At 53.0% G+C, this 15,064-nt stretch carries 13 protein-coding genes and 4 tRNA genes; 1 reads left to right on the plus strand and 16 read right to left on the minus strand.

Features of this window, described 5'->3' with window-relative positions; genetic code table 11:
• Positions 1-63: 63 nt before the first annotated feature.
• The 12 genes from rpoB to L350_RS04315 form a co-directional block, all read right to left on the minus strand.
• Entirely contained in the window at positions 64-4,092 is a 4,029-nt protein-coding gene (rpoB, locus tag L350_RS04370) for a DNA-directed RNA polymerase subunit beta (protein ID WP_023299068.1), read from the minus strand.
• A 319-nt stretch (positions 4,093-4,411) separates the two neighbouring features.
• Positions 4,412-4,777: a 50S ribosomal protein L7/L12 gene (rplL, locus tag L350_RS04365; protein WP_002445276.1), complete on the minus strand. Its 366-nt coding sequence runs from the start codon at positions 4,775-4,777 to the stop codon at positions 4,412-4,414.
• 66 nt (positions 4,778-4,843) lie between these two features.
• Positions 4,844-5,341 carry a 50S ribosomal protein L10 gene (gene rplJ, locus L350_RS04360; protein WP_003862338.1) on the minus strand — a complete coding sequence of 166 codons (498 nt, stop codon included), beginning with the start codon at positions 5,339-5,341 and terminating at the stop codon, positions 4,844-4,846.
• A 289-nt stretch (positions 5,342-5,630) separates the two neighbouring features.
• Positions 5,631-6,335 (minus strand): 50S ribosomal protein L1, encoded by a 705-nt coding sequence (rplA, locus tag L350_RS04355; protein ID WP_006810530.1) that lies wholly within the window; start codon positions 6,333-6,335, stop codon positions 5,631-5,633.
• Positions 6,336-6,338: 3 nt separating this feature from the next.
• Positions 6,339-6,767 carry a 50S ribosomal protein L11 gene (gene rplK, locus L350_RS04350; protein WP_003862340.1) on the minus strand — a complete coding sequence of 143 codons (429 nt, stop codon included), beginning with the start codon at positions 6,765-6,767 and terminating at the stop codon, positions 6,339-6,341.
• A gap of 156 nt (positions 6,768-6,923) precedes the next feature.
• Positions 6,924-7,469, minus strand: a complete 546-nt coding sequence (nusG, locus tag L350_RS04345; protein WP_003862341.1) for a transcription termination/antitermination protein NusG — start codon at positions 7,467-7,469, stop codon at positions 6,924-6,926.
• A 1-nt stretch (position 7,470) separates the two neighbouring features.
• Complete coding sequence (gene secE, locus L350_RS04340) at positions 7,471-7,854, minus strand: preprotein translocase subunit SecE (protein ID WP_003862342.1); 384 nt, start codon at positions 7,852-7,854, stop codon at positions 7,471-7,473.
• A 227-nt stretch (positions 7,855-8,081) separates the two neighbouring features.
• Positions 8,082-9,266: an elongation factor Tu gene (gene tuf, locus L350_RS04335; protein WP_022646700.1), complete on the minus strand. Its 1,185-nt coding sequence runs from the start codon at positions 9,264-9,266 to the stop codon at positions 8,082-8,084.
• A gap of 118 nt (positions 9,267-9,384) precedes the next feature.
• Positions 9,385-9,460: transfer RNA gene (locus L350_RS04330), tRNA-Thr, on the minus strand.
• Positions 9,461-9,466: 6 nt separating this feature from the next.
• Positions 9,467-9,541 (minus strand) — tRNA-Gly (locus tag L350_RS04325).
• Between the two features lie 116 nt (positions 9,542-9,657).
• Positions 9,658-9,742, minus strand: a tRNA-Tyr gene (locus L350_RS04320).
• Between the two features lie 8 nt (positions 9,743-9,750).
• Positions 9,751-9,826, minus strand: a tRNA-Thr gene (locus tag L350_RS04315).
• A 317-nt stretch (positions 9,827-10,143) separates the two neighbouring features.
• On the opposite strand from L350_RS04315, the gene coaA reads away from it, so the two are divergent.
• Positions 10,144-11,094: a type I pantothenate kinase gene (gene coaA / locus L350_RS04310; protein ID WP_032622068.1), complete on the plus strand. Its 951-nt coding sequence runs from the start codon at positions 10,144-10,146 to the stop codon at positions 11,092-11,094.
• Between the two features lie 42 nt (positions 11,095-11,136).
• On the opposite strand, the gene dppF is transcribed toward coaA, so the two are convergent.
• Genes dppF through dppB form a run of 4 tightly spaced genes read right to left on the minus strand, consistent with a single transcriptional unit; the run spans position 11,137 to position 15,057 of the window.
• Positions 11,137-12,135 carry a dipeptide ABC transporter ATP-binding subunit DppF gene (gene dppF, locus L350_RS04305; RefSeq protein WP_032626505.1) on the minus strand — a complete coding sequence of 333 codons (999 nt, stop codon included), beginning with the start codon at positions 12,133-12,135 and terminating at the stop codon, positions 11,137-11,139.
• Positions 12,132-13,115 carry a dipeptide ABC transporter ATP-binding protein gene (dppD, locus tag L350_RS04300; RefSeq protein WP_032626506.1) on the minus strand — a complete coding sequence of 328 codons (984 nt, stop codon included), beginning with the start codon at positions 13,113-13,115 and terminating at the stop codon, positions 12,132-12,134. The genes dppF and dppD overlap by 4 nt, the downstream gene beginning before the upstream one ends.
• A gap of 10 nt (positions 13,116-13,125) precedes the next feature.
• A complete protein-coding gene (gene dppC, locus L350_RS04295; protein ID WP_022646697.1) occupies positions 13,126-14,028 on the minus strand; it encodes a dipeptide ABC transporter permease DppC in 903 nt (300 codons plus the stop codon).
• A 9-nt stretch (positions 14,029-14,037) separates the two neighbouring features.
• A complete protein-coding gene (gene dppB / locus L350_RS04290; RefSeq protein WP_022646696.1) occupies positions 14,038-15,057 on the minus strand; it encodes a dipeptide ABC transporter permease DppB in 1,020 nt (339 codons plus the stop codon).
• Positions 15,058-15,064: the final 7 nt, after the last annotated feature.

Genomic DNA, 15,064 nt, shown 5'->3' on the forward strand with positions numbered 1-15,064 from the left:
TCGGAGTTAGCACAATCTGGTGTCGGGGGTTAACCCGACACCAGTGACCTGTTTGAGCGAGAATTACTCGTCTTCCAGTTCGATGTTGATACCCAGCGAACGAATCTCTTTCAACAGTACGTTGAAGGATTCTGGCATGCCCGGTTCCATCTGATGGTTGCCGTCTACGATGTTCTTATACATCTTAGTACGACCGTTCACGTCATCAGACTTAACGGTGAGCATTTCCTGCAGGGTGTATGCTGCGCCGTATGCTTCCAGCGCCCACACTTCCATCTCCCCGAAGCGCTGACCACCGAACTGAGCCTTACCACCCAGCGGCTGCTGAGTAACCAGGCTGTAAGAACCGGTAGAACGAGCGTGCATCTTGTCGTCGACCAGGTGGTTCAGTTTCAGCATGTACATGTAACCTACGGTTACCGGACGCTCGAACTGTTCACCGGTACGGCCGTCAAACAGCGTAATCTGACCAGACGTTGGCAGACCACCCAGTTGCAGCAGCTCTTTAATTTCAGCTTCTTTTGCACCGTCGAATACCGGCGTTGCAATTGGCATACCCTTACGCAGGTTTTCCGCCAGACGCAGAACTTCATCATCGCTGAAGGTGTTCAGGTCGACTTTCTGACGCACGTCGGTACCCAGATCGTAGGCACGCTGGATGAACTCGCGCAGTTTCGCGACTTCTTCCTGCTGCTTCAGCATGGCGTTAATCTTGTCGCCGATACCTTTCGCAGCCATACCCAGGTGGGTTTCCAGGATCTGACCGATGTTCATACGAGACGGTACACCCAGTGGGTTCAGTACGATATCTACCGGCGTACCGTTAGCATCGTGCGGCATATCTTCGATCGGGTTGATCTTAGAGATAACACCCTTGTTACCGTGACGACCTGCCATCTTGTCACCAGGCTGGATCTGACGTTTAACAGCCAGATACACCTTAACAATCTTCAGCACGCCTGGTGCCAGATCGTCGCCCTGAGTGATTTTGCGGCGTTTCGCTTCGAGTTTTTTCTCGAACTCGTGTTTCAGTTCGTCATACTGCTCAGCCAGCTGTTCCAGCTGATTCTGTTTCTCTTCGTCGGTCAGGCCCAGCTCCAGCCAGCGATCGCGTGGCAGTTTGTCGAGCTTCTCAGCTTCAACGCCACCGGCAACCAGCACCGCATAGATACGGCTGAACAGACCTGCTTCGAGGATCTGCAGTTCTTCAGACAGGTCTTTCTTAGCCTGTTTGAGCTGCATCTCTTCGATTTCCAGCGCACGCTTATCTTTCTCAACGCCGTCACGAGTGAAGACCTGAACGTCGATAACCGTACCGGAAACACCGTTTGGTACGCGCAGAGAAGAGTCTTTAACGTCAGACGCTTTCTCACCGAAGATAGCACGCAGCAGTTTCTCTTCTGGCGTCAGCTGGGTTTCGCCTTTCGGTGTAACCTTACCAACCAGAATGTCGCCGCCGGTCACTTCCGCACCGATGTAAACAATACCGGATTCATCCAGTTTGGAGAGCGCAGCTTCACCCACGTTAGGGATGTCGGCAGTGATCTCTTCTGGCCCCAGCTTGGTGTCACGGGACACACAGGCCAGTTCCTGAATGTGGATGGTGGTGAAACGATCTTCCTGAACCACACGCTCGGAGACGAGGATGGAGTCTTCGAAGTTGTAACCGTTCCACGGCATGAACGCTACGCGCATGTTCTGACCGAGCGCCAGTTCACCGAGGTCGGTGGACGGACCGTCTGCCAGCACGTCGCCGCGCTCAACTGGCTCACCCAGAGATACGCAAGGCATCTGGTTGATACAGGTGTTCTGGTTAGAACGGGTGTATTTGGTCAGGTTGTAGATGTCGATACCCGCTTCGCCCGGATACATCTCGTCTTCGTTAACTTTGATAACGATACGGGATGCGTCAACGTACTGAACGGTACCGCCACGCTTAGCAACTGCTGTAACACCGGAATCAACGGCAACAGCACGTTCCATACCGGTACCAACCAGCGGCTTATCAGCACGCAGAGTTGGAACGGCCTGACGTTGCATGTTCGCACCCATCAATGCACGGTTGGCGTCATCGTGTTCCAGGAACGGGATCAGGGACGCACCGACGGATACCACCTGTTGGGTGGATACGTCCATGTAGTCAACCTGGTCGCGGCTGAACAGGCTGGATTCGCCTTTGCTACGGCAGGTAACCAGATCTTCTACAAAGTGGCCTTCGTCATCCAGGTTGGAGTTCGCCTGAGCGATAACGTAGTTGCCTTCTTCGATAGCAGACAGGTAATGAATTTCGTCGGTAACCACACCGTCGGTCACTTTACGATACGGGGTCTCAAGGAAACCGTATTCGTTTGTCTGTGCGTACACGGACAGGGAGTTGATCAGACCGATGTTTGGACCTTCAGGCGTTTCGATTGGACATACGCGACCGTAGTGAGTCGGGTGTACGTCTCGAACTTCAAAGCCTGCACGTTCACGGGTCAGACCGCCTGGGCCGAGTGCAGAGATACGACGTTTGTGCGTGATCTCAGACAGCGGGTTGTTCTGGTCCATGAACTGAGACAGCTGGCTGGAACCGAAGAACTCTTTCACTGCCGCAGAAATCGGCTTGGCGTTGATCATATCCTGAGGCATCAGGGTATCCAGATCGCCCAGAGACAGACGCTCTTTCACCGCACGCTCTACACGAACGAGGCCAACGCGGAACTGGTTTTCCGCCATTTCGCCTACGGAACGGATACGACGGTTGCCGAGGTGGTCGATATCGTCCACTTCGCCTTTACCGTTACGGATATCGATGAGCTTCTTCATCACTTCAATGATGTCGTCTTTGCTCAGGATACCGGAACCTTCGATTTCGTCGCGCAGCAGAGAACGGTTGAACTTCATACGACCTACCGCGGACAGATCGTAGCGGTCTTCGGAGAAGAACAGGTTCTCGAACAGGCTTTCAGCCGCTTCGCGAGTTGGTGGCTCACCAGGACGCATCATGCGGTAGATTTCAACCAGCGCGCTCAGACGATCGTTGGTTGGGTCGACGCGTACAGTCTCAGAGATGTACGGACCGTGGTCCAGATCGTTGGTGAACAGCGTTTCGATACGTTTGTGGCCAGACTGGCTCAGCTTAGCCAGCAGATCCAGGCTCAGCTCCATGTTCGCCGGGCAGATCAGCTCGCCAGTTGATTCATCAACGTAATCTTTCGCGGCTACTTTTCCTGCAATGTATTCAACCGGAACTTCGATGTGTTTGATATCATCTTTTTCCAGCTGGCGGATGTGGCGCGCGGTGATACGGCGACCTTTTTCCACATACACTTTGCCGTCGGCTTCGATGTCGAACGACGCGGTCTCACCACGCAGACGTTCCGGCACCAACTCCATCTGCAACTTGTTGTCGCGGATTTCAAAGATCACTTTCTCAAAGAACAGGTCCAGGATCTGCTCAGTGGTATAGTTCAGTGCACGCAGAATGATGGTTGCAGGCAGCTTACGACGACGGTCGATACGGACAAACAGGTTGTCTTTTGGATCGAATTCGAAGTCCAGCCATGAACCACGGTAAGGAATGATGCGTGCGTTATACAGTACTTTACCGGAAGAGTGCGTTTTACCTTTATCGCTGTCGAAGAAGACGCCCGGGCTACGGTGCAGCTGGGAAACGATAACACGCTCAGTACCGTTGATAACGAAAGTACCGTTGTCCGTCATGAGTGGAATTTCACCCATGTAGACTTCTTGTTCTTTAATGTCTTTTACGGTGCCTTCCGGCGCTTCGCGCTCGTAGATCACCAGACGCAGTTTTACGCGCAGCGGTGCGGAATAGGTCACGCCACGGATCTGACATTCCTGAACGTCAAACACCGGTTCGCCAAGGCGGTAGCTGACGTACTGCAGCTCGGAATTACCGCTGTAGCTCTGAATCGGGAACACGGAACGGAAGGCTGCTTCCAGGCCGTACTGCCCTTCAGGATCTTGCTCGATAAACTTCTGGAACGAGTCAAGCTGGATAGAAAGGAGATATGGAATGTCCAGAACTTGTGGACGTTTACCAAAATCCTTACGAATACGTTTTTTCTCGGTATAGGAGTAAACCATAGGGTTCCTCAGCTCGCTGACAAGTCGACCCATCTGTCCGACGAAGGGACAGTTTGTGCAACACCATTTTGTGGACCGGAAAATTGAATACTTTCCGCAATACCTGTTGCTATCACGCTTAAACCATTTCATTGCGATTTACACAGAGCGAGCACCCTGTCGCAGTATATTAAGTCGTCGATAGAAACAAGCATTGTCAGGACAACCAGCAGTCAAACAGTGTGAAATGCTGCTGATGCCTTACAGCGCAAAAAGGCTGGTGACTAAAAAGTCACCAGCCATCAGCCTAATTACTTAGGCTGCAACCAGAAAAGTTGGCTTATTTAACTTCAACTTCAGCGCCAGCTTCTTCCAGAGATTTTTTCAGTGCTTCTGCGTCGTCTTTGCTCACGCCTTCTTTCAGCGCAGCTGGAGCAGATTCTACCAGGTCTTTAGCTTCTTTCAGACCCAGGCCAGTTGCGCCACGTACTGCTTTGATTACAGCAACTTTGTTCGCGCCAGCAGCTTTCAGAATTACGTCGAATTCAGTTTTTTCTTCAGCAGCTTCAGCCGGGCCCGCAGCTACAGCTACAGCAGCAGCAGCAGAAACACCGAATTTTTCTTCCATTGCAGAAACCAGCTCTACAACGTCCATTACGGACATAGCTGCTACTGCTTCAATGATTTGATCTTTAGTGATAGACATTTAAATTGTTCCTGAAAATCAGAATAAGTTTATACGTAAGCAAATGCTTTATAAAGATAACTGCGATTAAGCAGCTTCTTTCGCATCGCGTACAGCAGCCAGAGTGCGAACCAGTTTGCCAGCCGCAGCTTCTTTCATGGTTGCCATCAGGCGTGCAATTGCTTCTTCGTAGGTCGGCAGGGTGGCCAGGCGATCGATTTGCGATGCCGGGATCAACTCACCTTCAAAGGCTGCAGCTTTGACCTCAAATTTTGCATTCGCTTTCGCGAACTCTTTGAACAGACGAGCAGCAGCGCCCGGGTGTTCCATAGAGTATGCAATCAGGGTCGGACCAACAAACGTGTCTTTCAGGCACTCGAACTGAGTACCTTCAACTACGCGACGCAGCAGGGTGTTACGAACAACACGCATGTATACGCCAGCTTCACGACCTGCTTTACGCAGTTCAGTCATTTTGTCTACAGTAACGCCACGGGAATCCGCAACTACTGCAGACAGCGCGCCTTTGGCTACTTCGCTGACTTCAGCAACAATCGCTTGTTTGTCTTGAAGATTTAAAGCCATTAGCTTTGCTCCTGGATGTTTGCCGGAACTCATGTTCCGGAACTCACTTCACTCGACCCAACGGGAAGAGCGTCTTAATACGGTGAGCAGAAACAAGCCAGAGTATTTAAAATAATCTTAGCGTTCTGTCACCGTCTACGCAGGGGATTAAGTTTCTTGCGAAACACCTGCGGTCTTCGACGGAGGCCTGGATAGGCCAGGCTCCAACGAACAATTCTTTTAGCCGCTAACTTTTGTTAGCAAACGTGGGGGTAAGATTGTAGACAAAATCACCGCCCACGTAAAGGCATTAGTTTGCAGCAGCGCTCAGGCCAGCCTGGTCAACTGCAACACCTGCACCCATGGTGGTGGAGATGCTAACTTTCTTGATGTACACGCCTTTCGCCTGAGTTGGTTTAGCTTTTTTCAGCGCAACCAGCAGAGCTTCCAGGTTTTCTTTCAGTTTGTCAGCGTCAAAGTCCACTTTACCGATGGTGGTGTGGATGATGCCGTTTTTGTCGTTACGGTAACGAACCTGACCTGCTTTAGCGTTCTTAACCGCTTCAGCAACGTTAGGAGTTACAGTACCCACTTTCGGGTTTGGCATCAGGCCGCGTGGACCCAGAACCTGGCCCAGCTGGCCAACAACGCGCATTGCATCTGGAGAAGCAATAACAACGTCAAAGTTCATTTCGCCTTTCTTGATCTGATCAGCCAGATCTTCCATACCTACCAGTTCAGCGCCGGCAGCTTTAGCCGCTTCAGCGTTTGCACCCTGAGCAAATACAGCTACGCGTACGGAACGGCCAGTACCGTGTGGCAGTACAGTTGCGCCACGAACGTTCTGATCGGATTTACGAGCGTCGATGCCCAGGTTAACGGCAACGTCAACGCTTTCAACGAACTTAGCAGTTGCCAGTTCTTTCAGCAGAGCGATAGCTTCGTTGATGTCGTACTGTTTGGTCGCATCAACTTTGTCACGGATCACGGACATGCGCTTGGTCAGTTTAGCCATTTCTTAGTCCTCCACTACCAGGCCCATGGAACGTGCAGTACCTTCAATGGAGCGAGTCATCGCTTCAATGTCGGAACCAGTCATGTCGGCAGCTTTGGTCTGCGCGATTTCCTGCAGCTGAGCGCGGGAAATTTTACCCACTTTGTCTTTGTTCGGCTTACCGGAACCAGACTTGATGCCCGCTGCTTTCTTCAGCAGAACTGCTGCTGGAGGGGTTTTGGTAACGAAAGTGAAAGAACGGTCAGCGTAAACAGTGATTACAACTGGGATTGGCAGACCTTTTTCCATGGATTCAGTTTTGGCGTTGAACGCTTTACAGAATTCCATGATGTTCACACCCTGCTGACCCAGAGCTGGACCAACTGGTGGACTTGGGTTCGCCATACCTGCTGCAACCTGCAGCTTGACGTAGGCTTGTACTTTCTTAGCCATTCTAAAATCCTCTGATTGGGTAATAACGCCTCGGAGAGGCTCCCCGTGAATAAAATTCGTTTTACGGGTCGGAACCCATAAAAACAAAAGGCGCGAAATTGTATTCCAATCTCGCGCCCTGTGCAACGATTAAATCGTCGCTTTTTTGATCGCTGCTTAGGCTTTTTCTACCTGAGCAAAGTCCAGCTCTACCGGGGTCGCACGACCAAAGATAGAAACGGAAACTTTCAGGCGGGACTTCTCGTAGTCCACTTCTTCGACGACGCCATTAAAGTCAGCAAACGGACCGTCGTTAACACGAACCATCTCACCCGGTTCAAACAGCGTTTTCGGACGCGGTTTATCACCCACCTGCTGGAGGCGGTTCATAATCGCATCAACTTCTTTGTCGCTGATTGGCGCCGGACGGTCAGATGTGCCGCCGATAAAGCCCATCACGCGTGGTACGCTGCGCACCAGGTGCCAGCTCGCGTCGTTCATCACCATCTGAACCAGCACGTAACCCGGGAAGAATTTACGCTCGCTTTTGCGACGTTGGCCGCCACGGATCTCAACCACTTCTTCGGTCGGAACCATAACTTCGCCAAATAACTCTTCCATATTGTGTAATTTGATATGCTCACGCAGCGACGTAGCTACGCGGCCTTCAAAACCGGAAAACGCCTGAACGACGTACCAGCGCTTTTTAGGGGCTTCAGACATCTCAGAACCTCAGGCCAGTGATAAAGGATACCAGGCGAACCAGAATACCATCCAGTCCCCACAGGATCAGTGACATTACAGCGGTTACCGCCGCTACAATCAGCGTGGTGTGCAATGTTTCCTGGCGAGTCGGCCAAATGACCTTGCGGACTTCGGTACGCGCTTCGCGGGCAAACGCAACGGTCGCTTTGCCTTTCGTCGTCAACAGCGCGACACCACCCGCCGCAGCAATCAGAATTACCACTGCAAGCGCGCGTAGCGGCAGCATCATGTCACGATAAAGATAGTTGCCGACAATCGCCACAATCAGCAGCACGGCTACAACTACCCATTTCATCGCTTCCAGGCCGCGCCCGCTCCCTTGAGCTTCGGTATTCGCACTCATAAACCAACCTGTCAGAAGTATTCTACAAACATTTTCACCCCGCGAGTGCGAGGCAAACCAATCGAAATGCTATTCGCTTTTCGTATTATACGCTCTCCGCAGAGCCTGTCTCAGCAATGATTATGACAAAATTAATCACTGATGAGCCAGGTTCTGATGTGAAAGCGTGCAAAAAGGGCATCAAATGATGCCCTTTTATTGCGCATTGCGTCAAATGTTATCAGCGATTAGCCGAGAACTTTAGCAACAACGCCCGCGCCAACGGTACGGCCGCCTTCACGGATTGCGAAACGCAGACCGTCATCCATCGCGATTGGGTGGATCAGAGTCACAACCATCTTGATGTTGTCGCCTGGCATTACCATCTCTACGCCTTCTGGCAGTTCGATGGTACCGGTCACGTCAGTTGTACGGAAGTAGAACTGTGGACGGTAGCCTTTGAAGAACGGAGTATGACGGCCGCCTTCGTCTTTGGACAGAATGTACACTTCAGATTCGAACTTAGTGTGTGGCTTGATTGAGCCTGGCTTCGCCAGAACCTGACCACGTTCGATTTCCTCACGTTTGATACCACGCAGCAGAACACCAACGTTCTCACCAGCACGGCCTTCGTCCAGCAGTTTGCGGAACATTTCAACGCCAGTACAGGTAGACTTCGCAGTCTCTTTGATACCAACGATTTCAACTTCTTCACCAACTTTGATGATACCGCGCTCTACACGACCGGTAACAACGGTACCACGACCGGAGATGGAGAATACGTCTTCGATTGGCAGCAGGAATGGCTTGTCAATCGCACGCTCTGGTTCTGGGATGTAAGAATCCAGGAAGCCAGCCAGTTCGATGATTTTCGCTTCCCACTCTGCGTCGCCTTCCAGCGCTTTCAGCGCGGAACCACGAACGATTGGAGTATCGTCGCCTGGGAAATCGTACTGAGACAGCAGTTCACGAACTTCCATCTCTACCAGTTCCAGCAGCTCTTCGTCATCAACCATGTCGCATTTGTTCAGGAACACGATGATGAAAGGAACGCCTACCTGACGACCCAGCAGGATGTGCTCACGAGTCTGAGGCATAGGGCCGTCAGTCGCAGCAACAACCAGGATCGCGCCGTCCATCTGCGCAGCACCGGTGATCATGTTTTTAACATAGTCGGCGTGGCCTGGGCAGTCTACGTGTGCGTAGTGGCGAGTCGGGGTGTCATACTCAACGTGAGAGGTGTTGATGGTGATACCACGAGCTTTTTCTTCTGGTGCGTTATCGATCTGGTCGAAAGCACGAGCAGCACCGCCGTAGGTTTTAGCCAGTACGGTAGTGATTGCAGCGGTCAGCGTTGTTTTACCATGGTCAACGTGGCCGATAGTACCGACGTTAACGTGCGGTTTTGTACGTTCAAACTTTTCTTTAGACATCGATTGTCCCTCTAAGACACGGATAAATCGGTGATATCACCACATCAACCAGGCGAAAATGCCTGAACTGTTGAATACATTTACATTGAAACAGAGAGAAAGGGAGGGAGAAGTGAAGTGGTGCTGATACCCAGAGTCGAACTGGGGACCTCACCCTTACCAAGGGTGCGCTCTACCAACTGAGCCATATCAGCACGTATTGGAGCGGGCAGCGGGAATCGAACCCGCATCATCAGCTTGGAAGGCTGAGGTAATAGCCATTATACGATGCCCGCATCCTGAAACTCGGCTACCCAGTTCTTTCTGTAACAAAAAAAGAGATTTCTCTCTTTTCTGTTCGAGCTGGTCAATTTTTCCAACCAGCTCCGGCGGCGTTGACGCTGCCAGAAAGTGGTGGTGGGGGAAGGATTCGAACCTTCGAAGTCTGTGACGGCAGATTTACAGTCTGCTCCCTTTGGCCGCTCGGGAACCCCACCGGACTTGATGGTGCCGACTACCGGAATCGAACTGGTGACCTACTGATTACAAGTCAGTTGCTCTACCTACTGAGCTAAGTCGGCATCAAGTAGCGCGCATTCTATGGAGACCTGCGCAGTCATGCAACTAAAAAATTGCATAAAACGTTCTTTCGCTCACATTTTATTCGAAACCAGGGCTAACCGCTGTAAATTCATCCGCTCGCGATTAAAAATCCAACATGAACGCCTGATTTCGGCACGCTATAGCCCCGGGTGATGCCTGCCCGGTTAAGCATCGCTTTCCCATATTTTTTCTTATTATTCCTCTCATCTGGTGTTAACCTCCTGCCCATTGTCCAAAATTAACTATGTGATGAGCCCGCACCCGCCGTTTCGTGATGGTTCACAGAAGCATGCTTATGAGCAAAAAAGAGCAAACGTTAATGACGCCCTATCTTCAGTTTAACCGTAGCCAGTGGGCAGCCCTGCGTGACTCCGTCCCTATGACACTGACGGAAGGTGAAATCGCACGGCTAAAAGGGATAAACGAAGATCTCTCCCTGGAAGAGGTGGCAGAAATCTATCTCCCCCTCTCTCGCTTGCTTAACTTTTACATCAGCTCCAACTTGCGTCGTCAGGCCGTACTGGAACAGTTCCTCGGCACGAACGGTCAACGTATTCCTTATATCATCAGTATTGCGGGCAGCGTGGCAGTGGGTAAAAGTACCACCGCGCGCGTGCTACAGGCGCTGCTGAGCCGCTGGCCGGAACACCGCAGCGTGGAGCTGATCACCACCGACGGCTTCCTGCATCCCAATGAGGTGTTGAAAGAACGCGGCCTGATGAAGAAGAAGGGCTTCCCGCTCTCTTATGATATGCACCGCCTGGTAAAGTTTGTCTCTGATTTAAAATCGGGCGTGCCGAACGTTACCGCACCGGTCTACTCGCATCTGATCTACGACCGCATCCCGGATGGTGACAAAACGGTGGTGCAGCCCGACATCCTGATTCTGGAGGGCTTAAACGTACTGCAAAGCGGGATGGATTACCCTCACGATCCGCATCACGTGTTTGTCTCTGACTTCGTCGATTTCTCAATTTATGTGGATGCGCCTGAAGATCTGTTGCAACGCTGGTATATCAACCGCTTCCTGAAGTTCCGTGAAGGGGCGTTCACCGACCCGGATTCTTACTTCCACAACTACGCTCAGCTCTCTGAAGAAGAGGCTATCAACGTGGCGACCGGGCTGTGGAATGAGATCAACTACGTCAACCTCAAAGAGAACATCCTGCCGACGCGCGAACGTGCAAGCCTGATCCTCACCAAGAGTGAGAAACACGCCGTTGACCAGATTCGTTTACGGAAGTAGATCTCAGACGTAAAAAAACCGGCTTATCGCCGGTTTTTTCCTTTATGCATGCGGCTTTTCGCCGTTTTCATCCTGATCGACCGCGAAGCAGGCCACCAGCTGTCCGCCATAATCTTTCAGTTGTGGCTGCAACTGCGTACACGGACCGAAGCGGCGACGGCAGCGGGCGTTGAACGCACATCCCGGCGGCGGGTTAAGCGGGCTTGGTAACTCGCCGGTCAGCTTAATGCGCTCACGGCGGTCATCCGGGTTCAGTCGCGGCGTCGCAGACAGTAGTGCCTGAGTATATGGATGACGCGGGTTATTAAAGATCTGATCTTTCGTCCCCTTCTCTACGCAGCGTCCCAGATACATCACCATCACCTCATCGGCAATGTGCTCAACCACAGACAGGTCATGGGAGATGAAAACGTACGACAGCCCAAGATCCTGCTGTAAATCCATCATCAGATTCAGCACCTGCGCACGCACGGATACGTCGAGCGCCGAAACCGGTTCATCGGCAATCACCACGTCCGGGTCGAGCATCAGACCACGGGCGATGGCGATACGCTGACGTTGACCGCCAGAGAACGTATGCGGATAGCGATCGTAATGCTCGGTTTTCAGGCCCACCTTCGCCATCATCGCCAGCGCTTTTTCACGACGCTGCTCTTTGCTCAGGTTGCTGTTGATCAGCAGCGGCTCTTCCAGAATCTGCCCCACTTTTTTTCGCGGGTTCAGCGAACCATACGGATTCTGGAACACAATCTGGATTTTCTGACGTCGCAGTTTCTGCGCCTGCGGATCGTGCTTGAGCAGATCCTGGCCCTGATAGTAAAGCTCGCCGCCAGTCGGAACTTCAATCATCGTTAACAGACGGCCCAGCGTGGACTTCCCACAGCCAGATTCCCCTACCACCGCCAGCGTTTTTCCGCGTTCGAGAGTAAAGGAGACACCATCCAGCGCTTTTACCAGGCGCTCAGGAGCAAAGAGGCCCTTCTTCACCGGGTAATGTTTTTTCAGGTCGATGGCCTGCAACAGCATTTGTTGCGTACTCATAGTGTTGGCCTCCCGGCATCATCGAGTGGGTAGTGGCATTTCGACTGACGTCCGTCAGCTAACAGGTTCAGCTCCGGCTCGTCGACGCGGCATTTATCCGTCGCATACGGGCAGCGCGGGTTAAGCAGACAGCCCTGAGGACGGTCATATTTACCCGGTACCACCCCCGGCAGCGAGGCCAGACGCGCTTTATCCTGCGCGAACTCCGGCAGCGCGCGCAGCAGCGCCTGCGTATAGGGATGACGCGGGGCCCGGAAGATATCGTGTGAACTCCCGGTCTCCACCACCTGGCCTGCATACATCACAATGATTTTGTTTGCCGCTTCAGCCACCAGCGCCAGATCGTGCGTAATCAGCACCAGCGCCATATTCTCTTTCTGCTGCAACTCCAGCAGTAGCTCAATAATTTGCGCCTGAATGGTCACGTCCAGCGCGGTTGTCGGTTCATCGGCAATCAGCAGTTTTGGTCGACAGGCAATGGCCATCGCGATCATTACACGCTGACTCATCCCACCGGACAACTGGTGCGGATAAACGTCCAGACGCGATGCCGGATCGGGTATACCCACCTGCGTTAGCAGGTCAATAGCGCGCTGGCGACGGGTTTGCTTGTTACCGCCCTGGTGCACCTTAATGGCTTCCATAATCTGGAAACCCACGGTGTAACACGGGTTCAGACTGGTCATCGGGTCCTGGAAGATCATCGCCACTTCCGCTCCCACCAGCTGGCGGCGCTGTTTTTCGGAAATGCGCTGCAGATCCTGACCATTGAACTCCAGGCTTTCCGCCATTACGCGGCCGGGATAGTCAATCAGCCCCATGATTGCCAGTGAACTCACTGACTTACCGGAACCGGACTCCCCAACGATACCAACCACTTCGCCCTGATTTACGCTATAGCTGATGCGGTCCACAGCACGAAACGGTGTGCCTTCATCGCCGAAGTGCACCGATAATTTATCTACATTTAATAACGCCATCTCGTGCCTCTTACTGCTTCAGTTTGGGATCAAGTGCATCACGCAGACCATCACCCATCAGGTTAAATGCCAGCACCGTCAGCAGAATCGCCAGACCCGGGAAGGTGACGACCCACCAGGCGCTTTGCGCGAACTGCAACACGTCGGAGAGCATGGTGCCCCATTCCGGTGTTGGCGGCTGCGCACCCATGCCAAGGAAGCCAAGAGCGGCCATATCGAGAATGGCGTTAGAAAAACCGAGCGACGCCTGAACAATCAGCGGTGCAAGGCAGTTAGGAAGAATATTGACGAACATCTGGCGCATCGCCCCCGCACCCGCCACTCGAGATGCCGTTACATAATCGCGGTTCACCTCGACCAGCACGGCCGCACGGGTTAATCGGACATAGTGAGGAAGCGCAACGAACGTTAGCGCGAGCGCGGCATTGCCTATCGAAGGACCAAAGACCGCGACCAGCACCAGGGCCAGCAGAAGGCTTGGCAATGCCAGCATGATATCGACGATACGCATGATGACGTTATCAACGATGCCGCCGAAGTAGCCCGCCACCAGACCAAGCACAACGCCCATGATCAGCGACAACACCACAACGAGACAGCCAACCAGCAGAGAGAGGCGCGCGCCGTACATCAGACGAGACAGCACATCGCGGCCAACGTCATCAGTACCGAGCAGGTGCGTCAGGCTACCACCTTCCTGCCAGGCCGGTGGCGCGAGCAGCGCATCACGGAACTGGTCCGCGGGGTTATACGGCGCAAGGAAGTTCGCAAACACCGCAATCAGGATCATGATGGAAACATACACCAGCCCGACGACCGCGCCTTTGTTGCGCTTGAAGTAGTGCCAGAATTCCTGCATCGGCGTCATTGGCACCGGTGCGGTAACCGCTTTATTTTGAGTAACTTGTGACATGATGGCCCCTTACTTCTTATGACGAATACGCGGGTTCACCACGCCGTACAGCAAATCGACCAGCAGGTTGACGAGGATAATCATCGTCGCGACCAGCAATACACCGCCCTGCACAACCGGATAGTCACGGCGTTGCAGCGCATCAATTAGCCAGCGTCCAAGGCCTGGCCAGGAGAAGATGGTTTCGGTCAGGATCGCCCCGGCCAGCAGCGTACCGACCTGCAAACCGATAACGGTCACCACCGGCAGCATGGCGTTACGCAGGGCATGAATGATGATGACGCGCATACGGGTCAGACCTTTAGCGCGGGCAGTACGAATATAATCTTCGCCCAGCACTTCCAGCATGGAGGAACGAGTCATACGCACGATCACCGCAAGTGGGATGGTGCCCAGCACCATTGCAGGCAGGATCATGTGCGCAACCGCATCAATGAAGTTGCCCTCTTCGCCCCAGATCGCCGTATCAATCAGCATAAAGCCGGTTAACGGGTTGGTGTCGTCAAGGAAAACCATATCGCTGACACGTCCGGAGACCGGCGTCAGGTTCCACTGCACCGAGACCAGCATGATCAGCATCATGCCCCACCAGAAGATAGGCATGGAGTAGCCGGTCAGTGCCAGGCCAACGGCGGTGTGGTCGAAAATAGAGCCACGCTTAACGGCAGCCAGCACGCCGACGGGAATCCCCACCGCGGTCGCGAAGATCATGGCGCAGATGCCGAGTTCCAGCGTCGCCTGGAAACGCGGCACGAACTCGTCCCACACCGGAAGACGGCTTTTCAGTGAAATCCCTAAATCGCCGTGTAATACGCCCCAGATGTAGTGGAGGTACTGCTGCCACATCGGCTTATCAAGGCCGAGTTCAGCCAGCAGTTGCGCATGACGTTCAGGGGAGATACCACGCTCGCCCGCCATAATCATCACCGGATCACCCGGGATCATATGGACGAAGGCAAAAGTGAGAAGGGTGATACCGATAAACGTCGGGATAACCAGTCCCAGACGTCGGAGGATGAACTGCAACATAACCCGG

This window comes from Enterobacter sp. MGH 4 (genome assembly GCF_000534735.1).
Lineage (GTDB): Bacteria > Pseudomonadota > Gammaproteobacteria > Enterobacterales > Enterobacteriaceae > Enterobacter > Enterobacter intestinihominis.

Bases quoted from the DNA above. Each gene is read 5' to 3' on its own strand.
- rpoB (WP_023299068.1), bottom strand. From the start codon at position 4,092: ATGGTTTACTCCTATACCGAGAAAAAACGTATTCGTAAGGATTTTGGT.
- rplL (WP_002445276.1), bottom strand. From the start codon at position 4,777: ATGTCTATCACTAAAGATCAAATCATTGAAGCAGTAGCAGCTATGTCC.
- rplJ (WP_003862338.1), bottom strand. From the start codon at position 5,341: ATGGCTTTAAATCTTCAAGACAAACAAGCGATTGTTGCTGAAGTCAGC.
- rplA (WP_006810530.1), bottom strand. From the start codon at position 6,335: ATGGCTAAACTGACCAAGCGCATGTCCGTGATCCGTGACAAAGTTGAT.
- rplK (WP_003862340.1), bottom strand. From the start codon at position 6,767: ATGGCTAAGAAAGTACAAGCCTACGTCAAGCTGCAGGTTGCAGCAGGT.
- nusG (WP_003862341.1), bottom strand. From the start codon at position 7,469: ATGTCTGAAGCCCCTAAAAAGCGCTGGTACGTCGTTCAGGCGTTTTCC.
- secE (WP_003862342.1), bottom strand. From the start codon at position 7,854: ATGAGTGCGAATACCGAAGCTCAAGGGAGCGGGCGCGGCCTGGAAGCG.
- tuf (WP_022646700.1), bottom strand. From the start codon at position 9,266: ATGTCTAAAGAAAAGTTTGAACGTACAAAACCGCACGTTAACGTCGGT.
- coaA (WP_032622068.1), top strand. From the start codon at position 10,144: ATGAGCAAAAAAGAGCAAACGTTAATGACGCCCTATCTTCAGTTTAAC.
- dppF (WP_032626505.1), bottom strand. From the start codon at position 12,135: ATGAGTACGCAACAAATGCTGTTGCAGGCCATCGACCTGAAAAAACAT.
- dppD (WP_032626506.1), bottom strand. From the start codon at position 13,115: ATGGCGTTATTAAATGTAGATAAATTATCGGTGCACTTCGGCGATGAA.
- dppC (WP_022646697.1), bottom strand. From the start codon at position 14,028: ATGTCACAAGTTACTCAAAATAAAGCGGTTACCGCACCGGTGCCAATG.
- dppB (WP_022646696.1), bottom strand. From the start codon at position 15,057: ATGTTGCAGTTCATCCTCCGACGTCTGGGACTGGTTATCCCGACGTTT.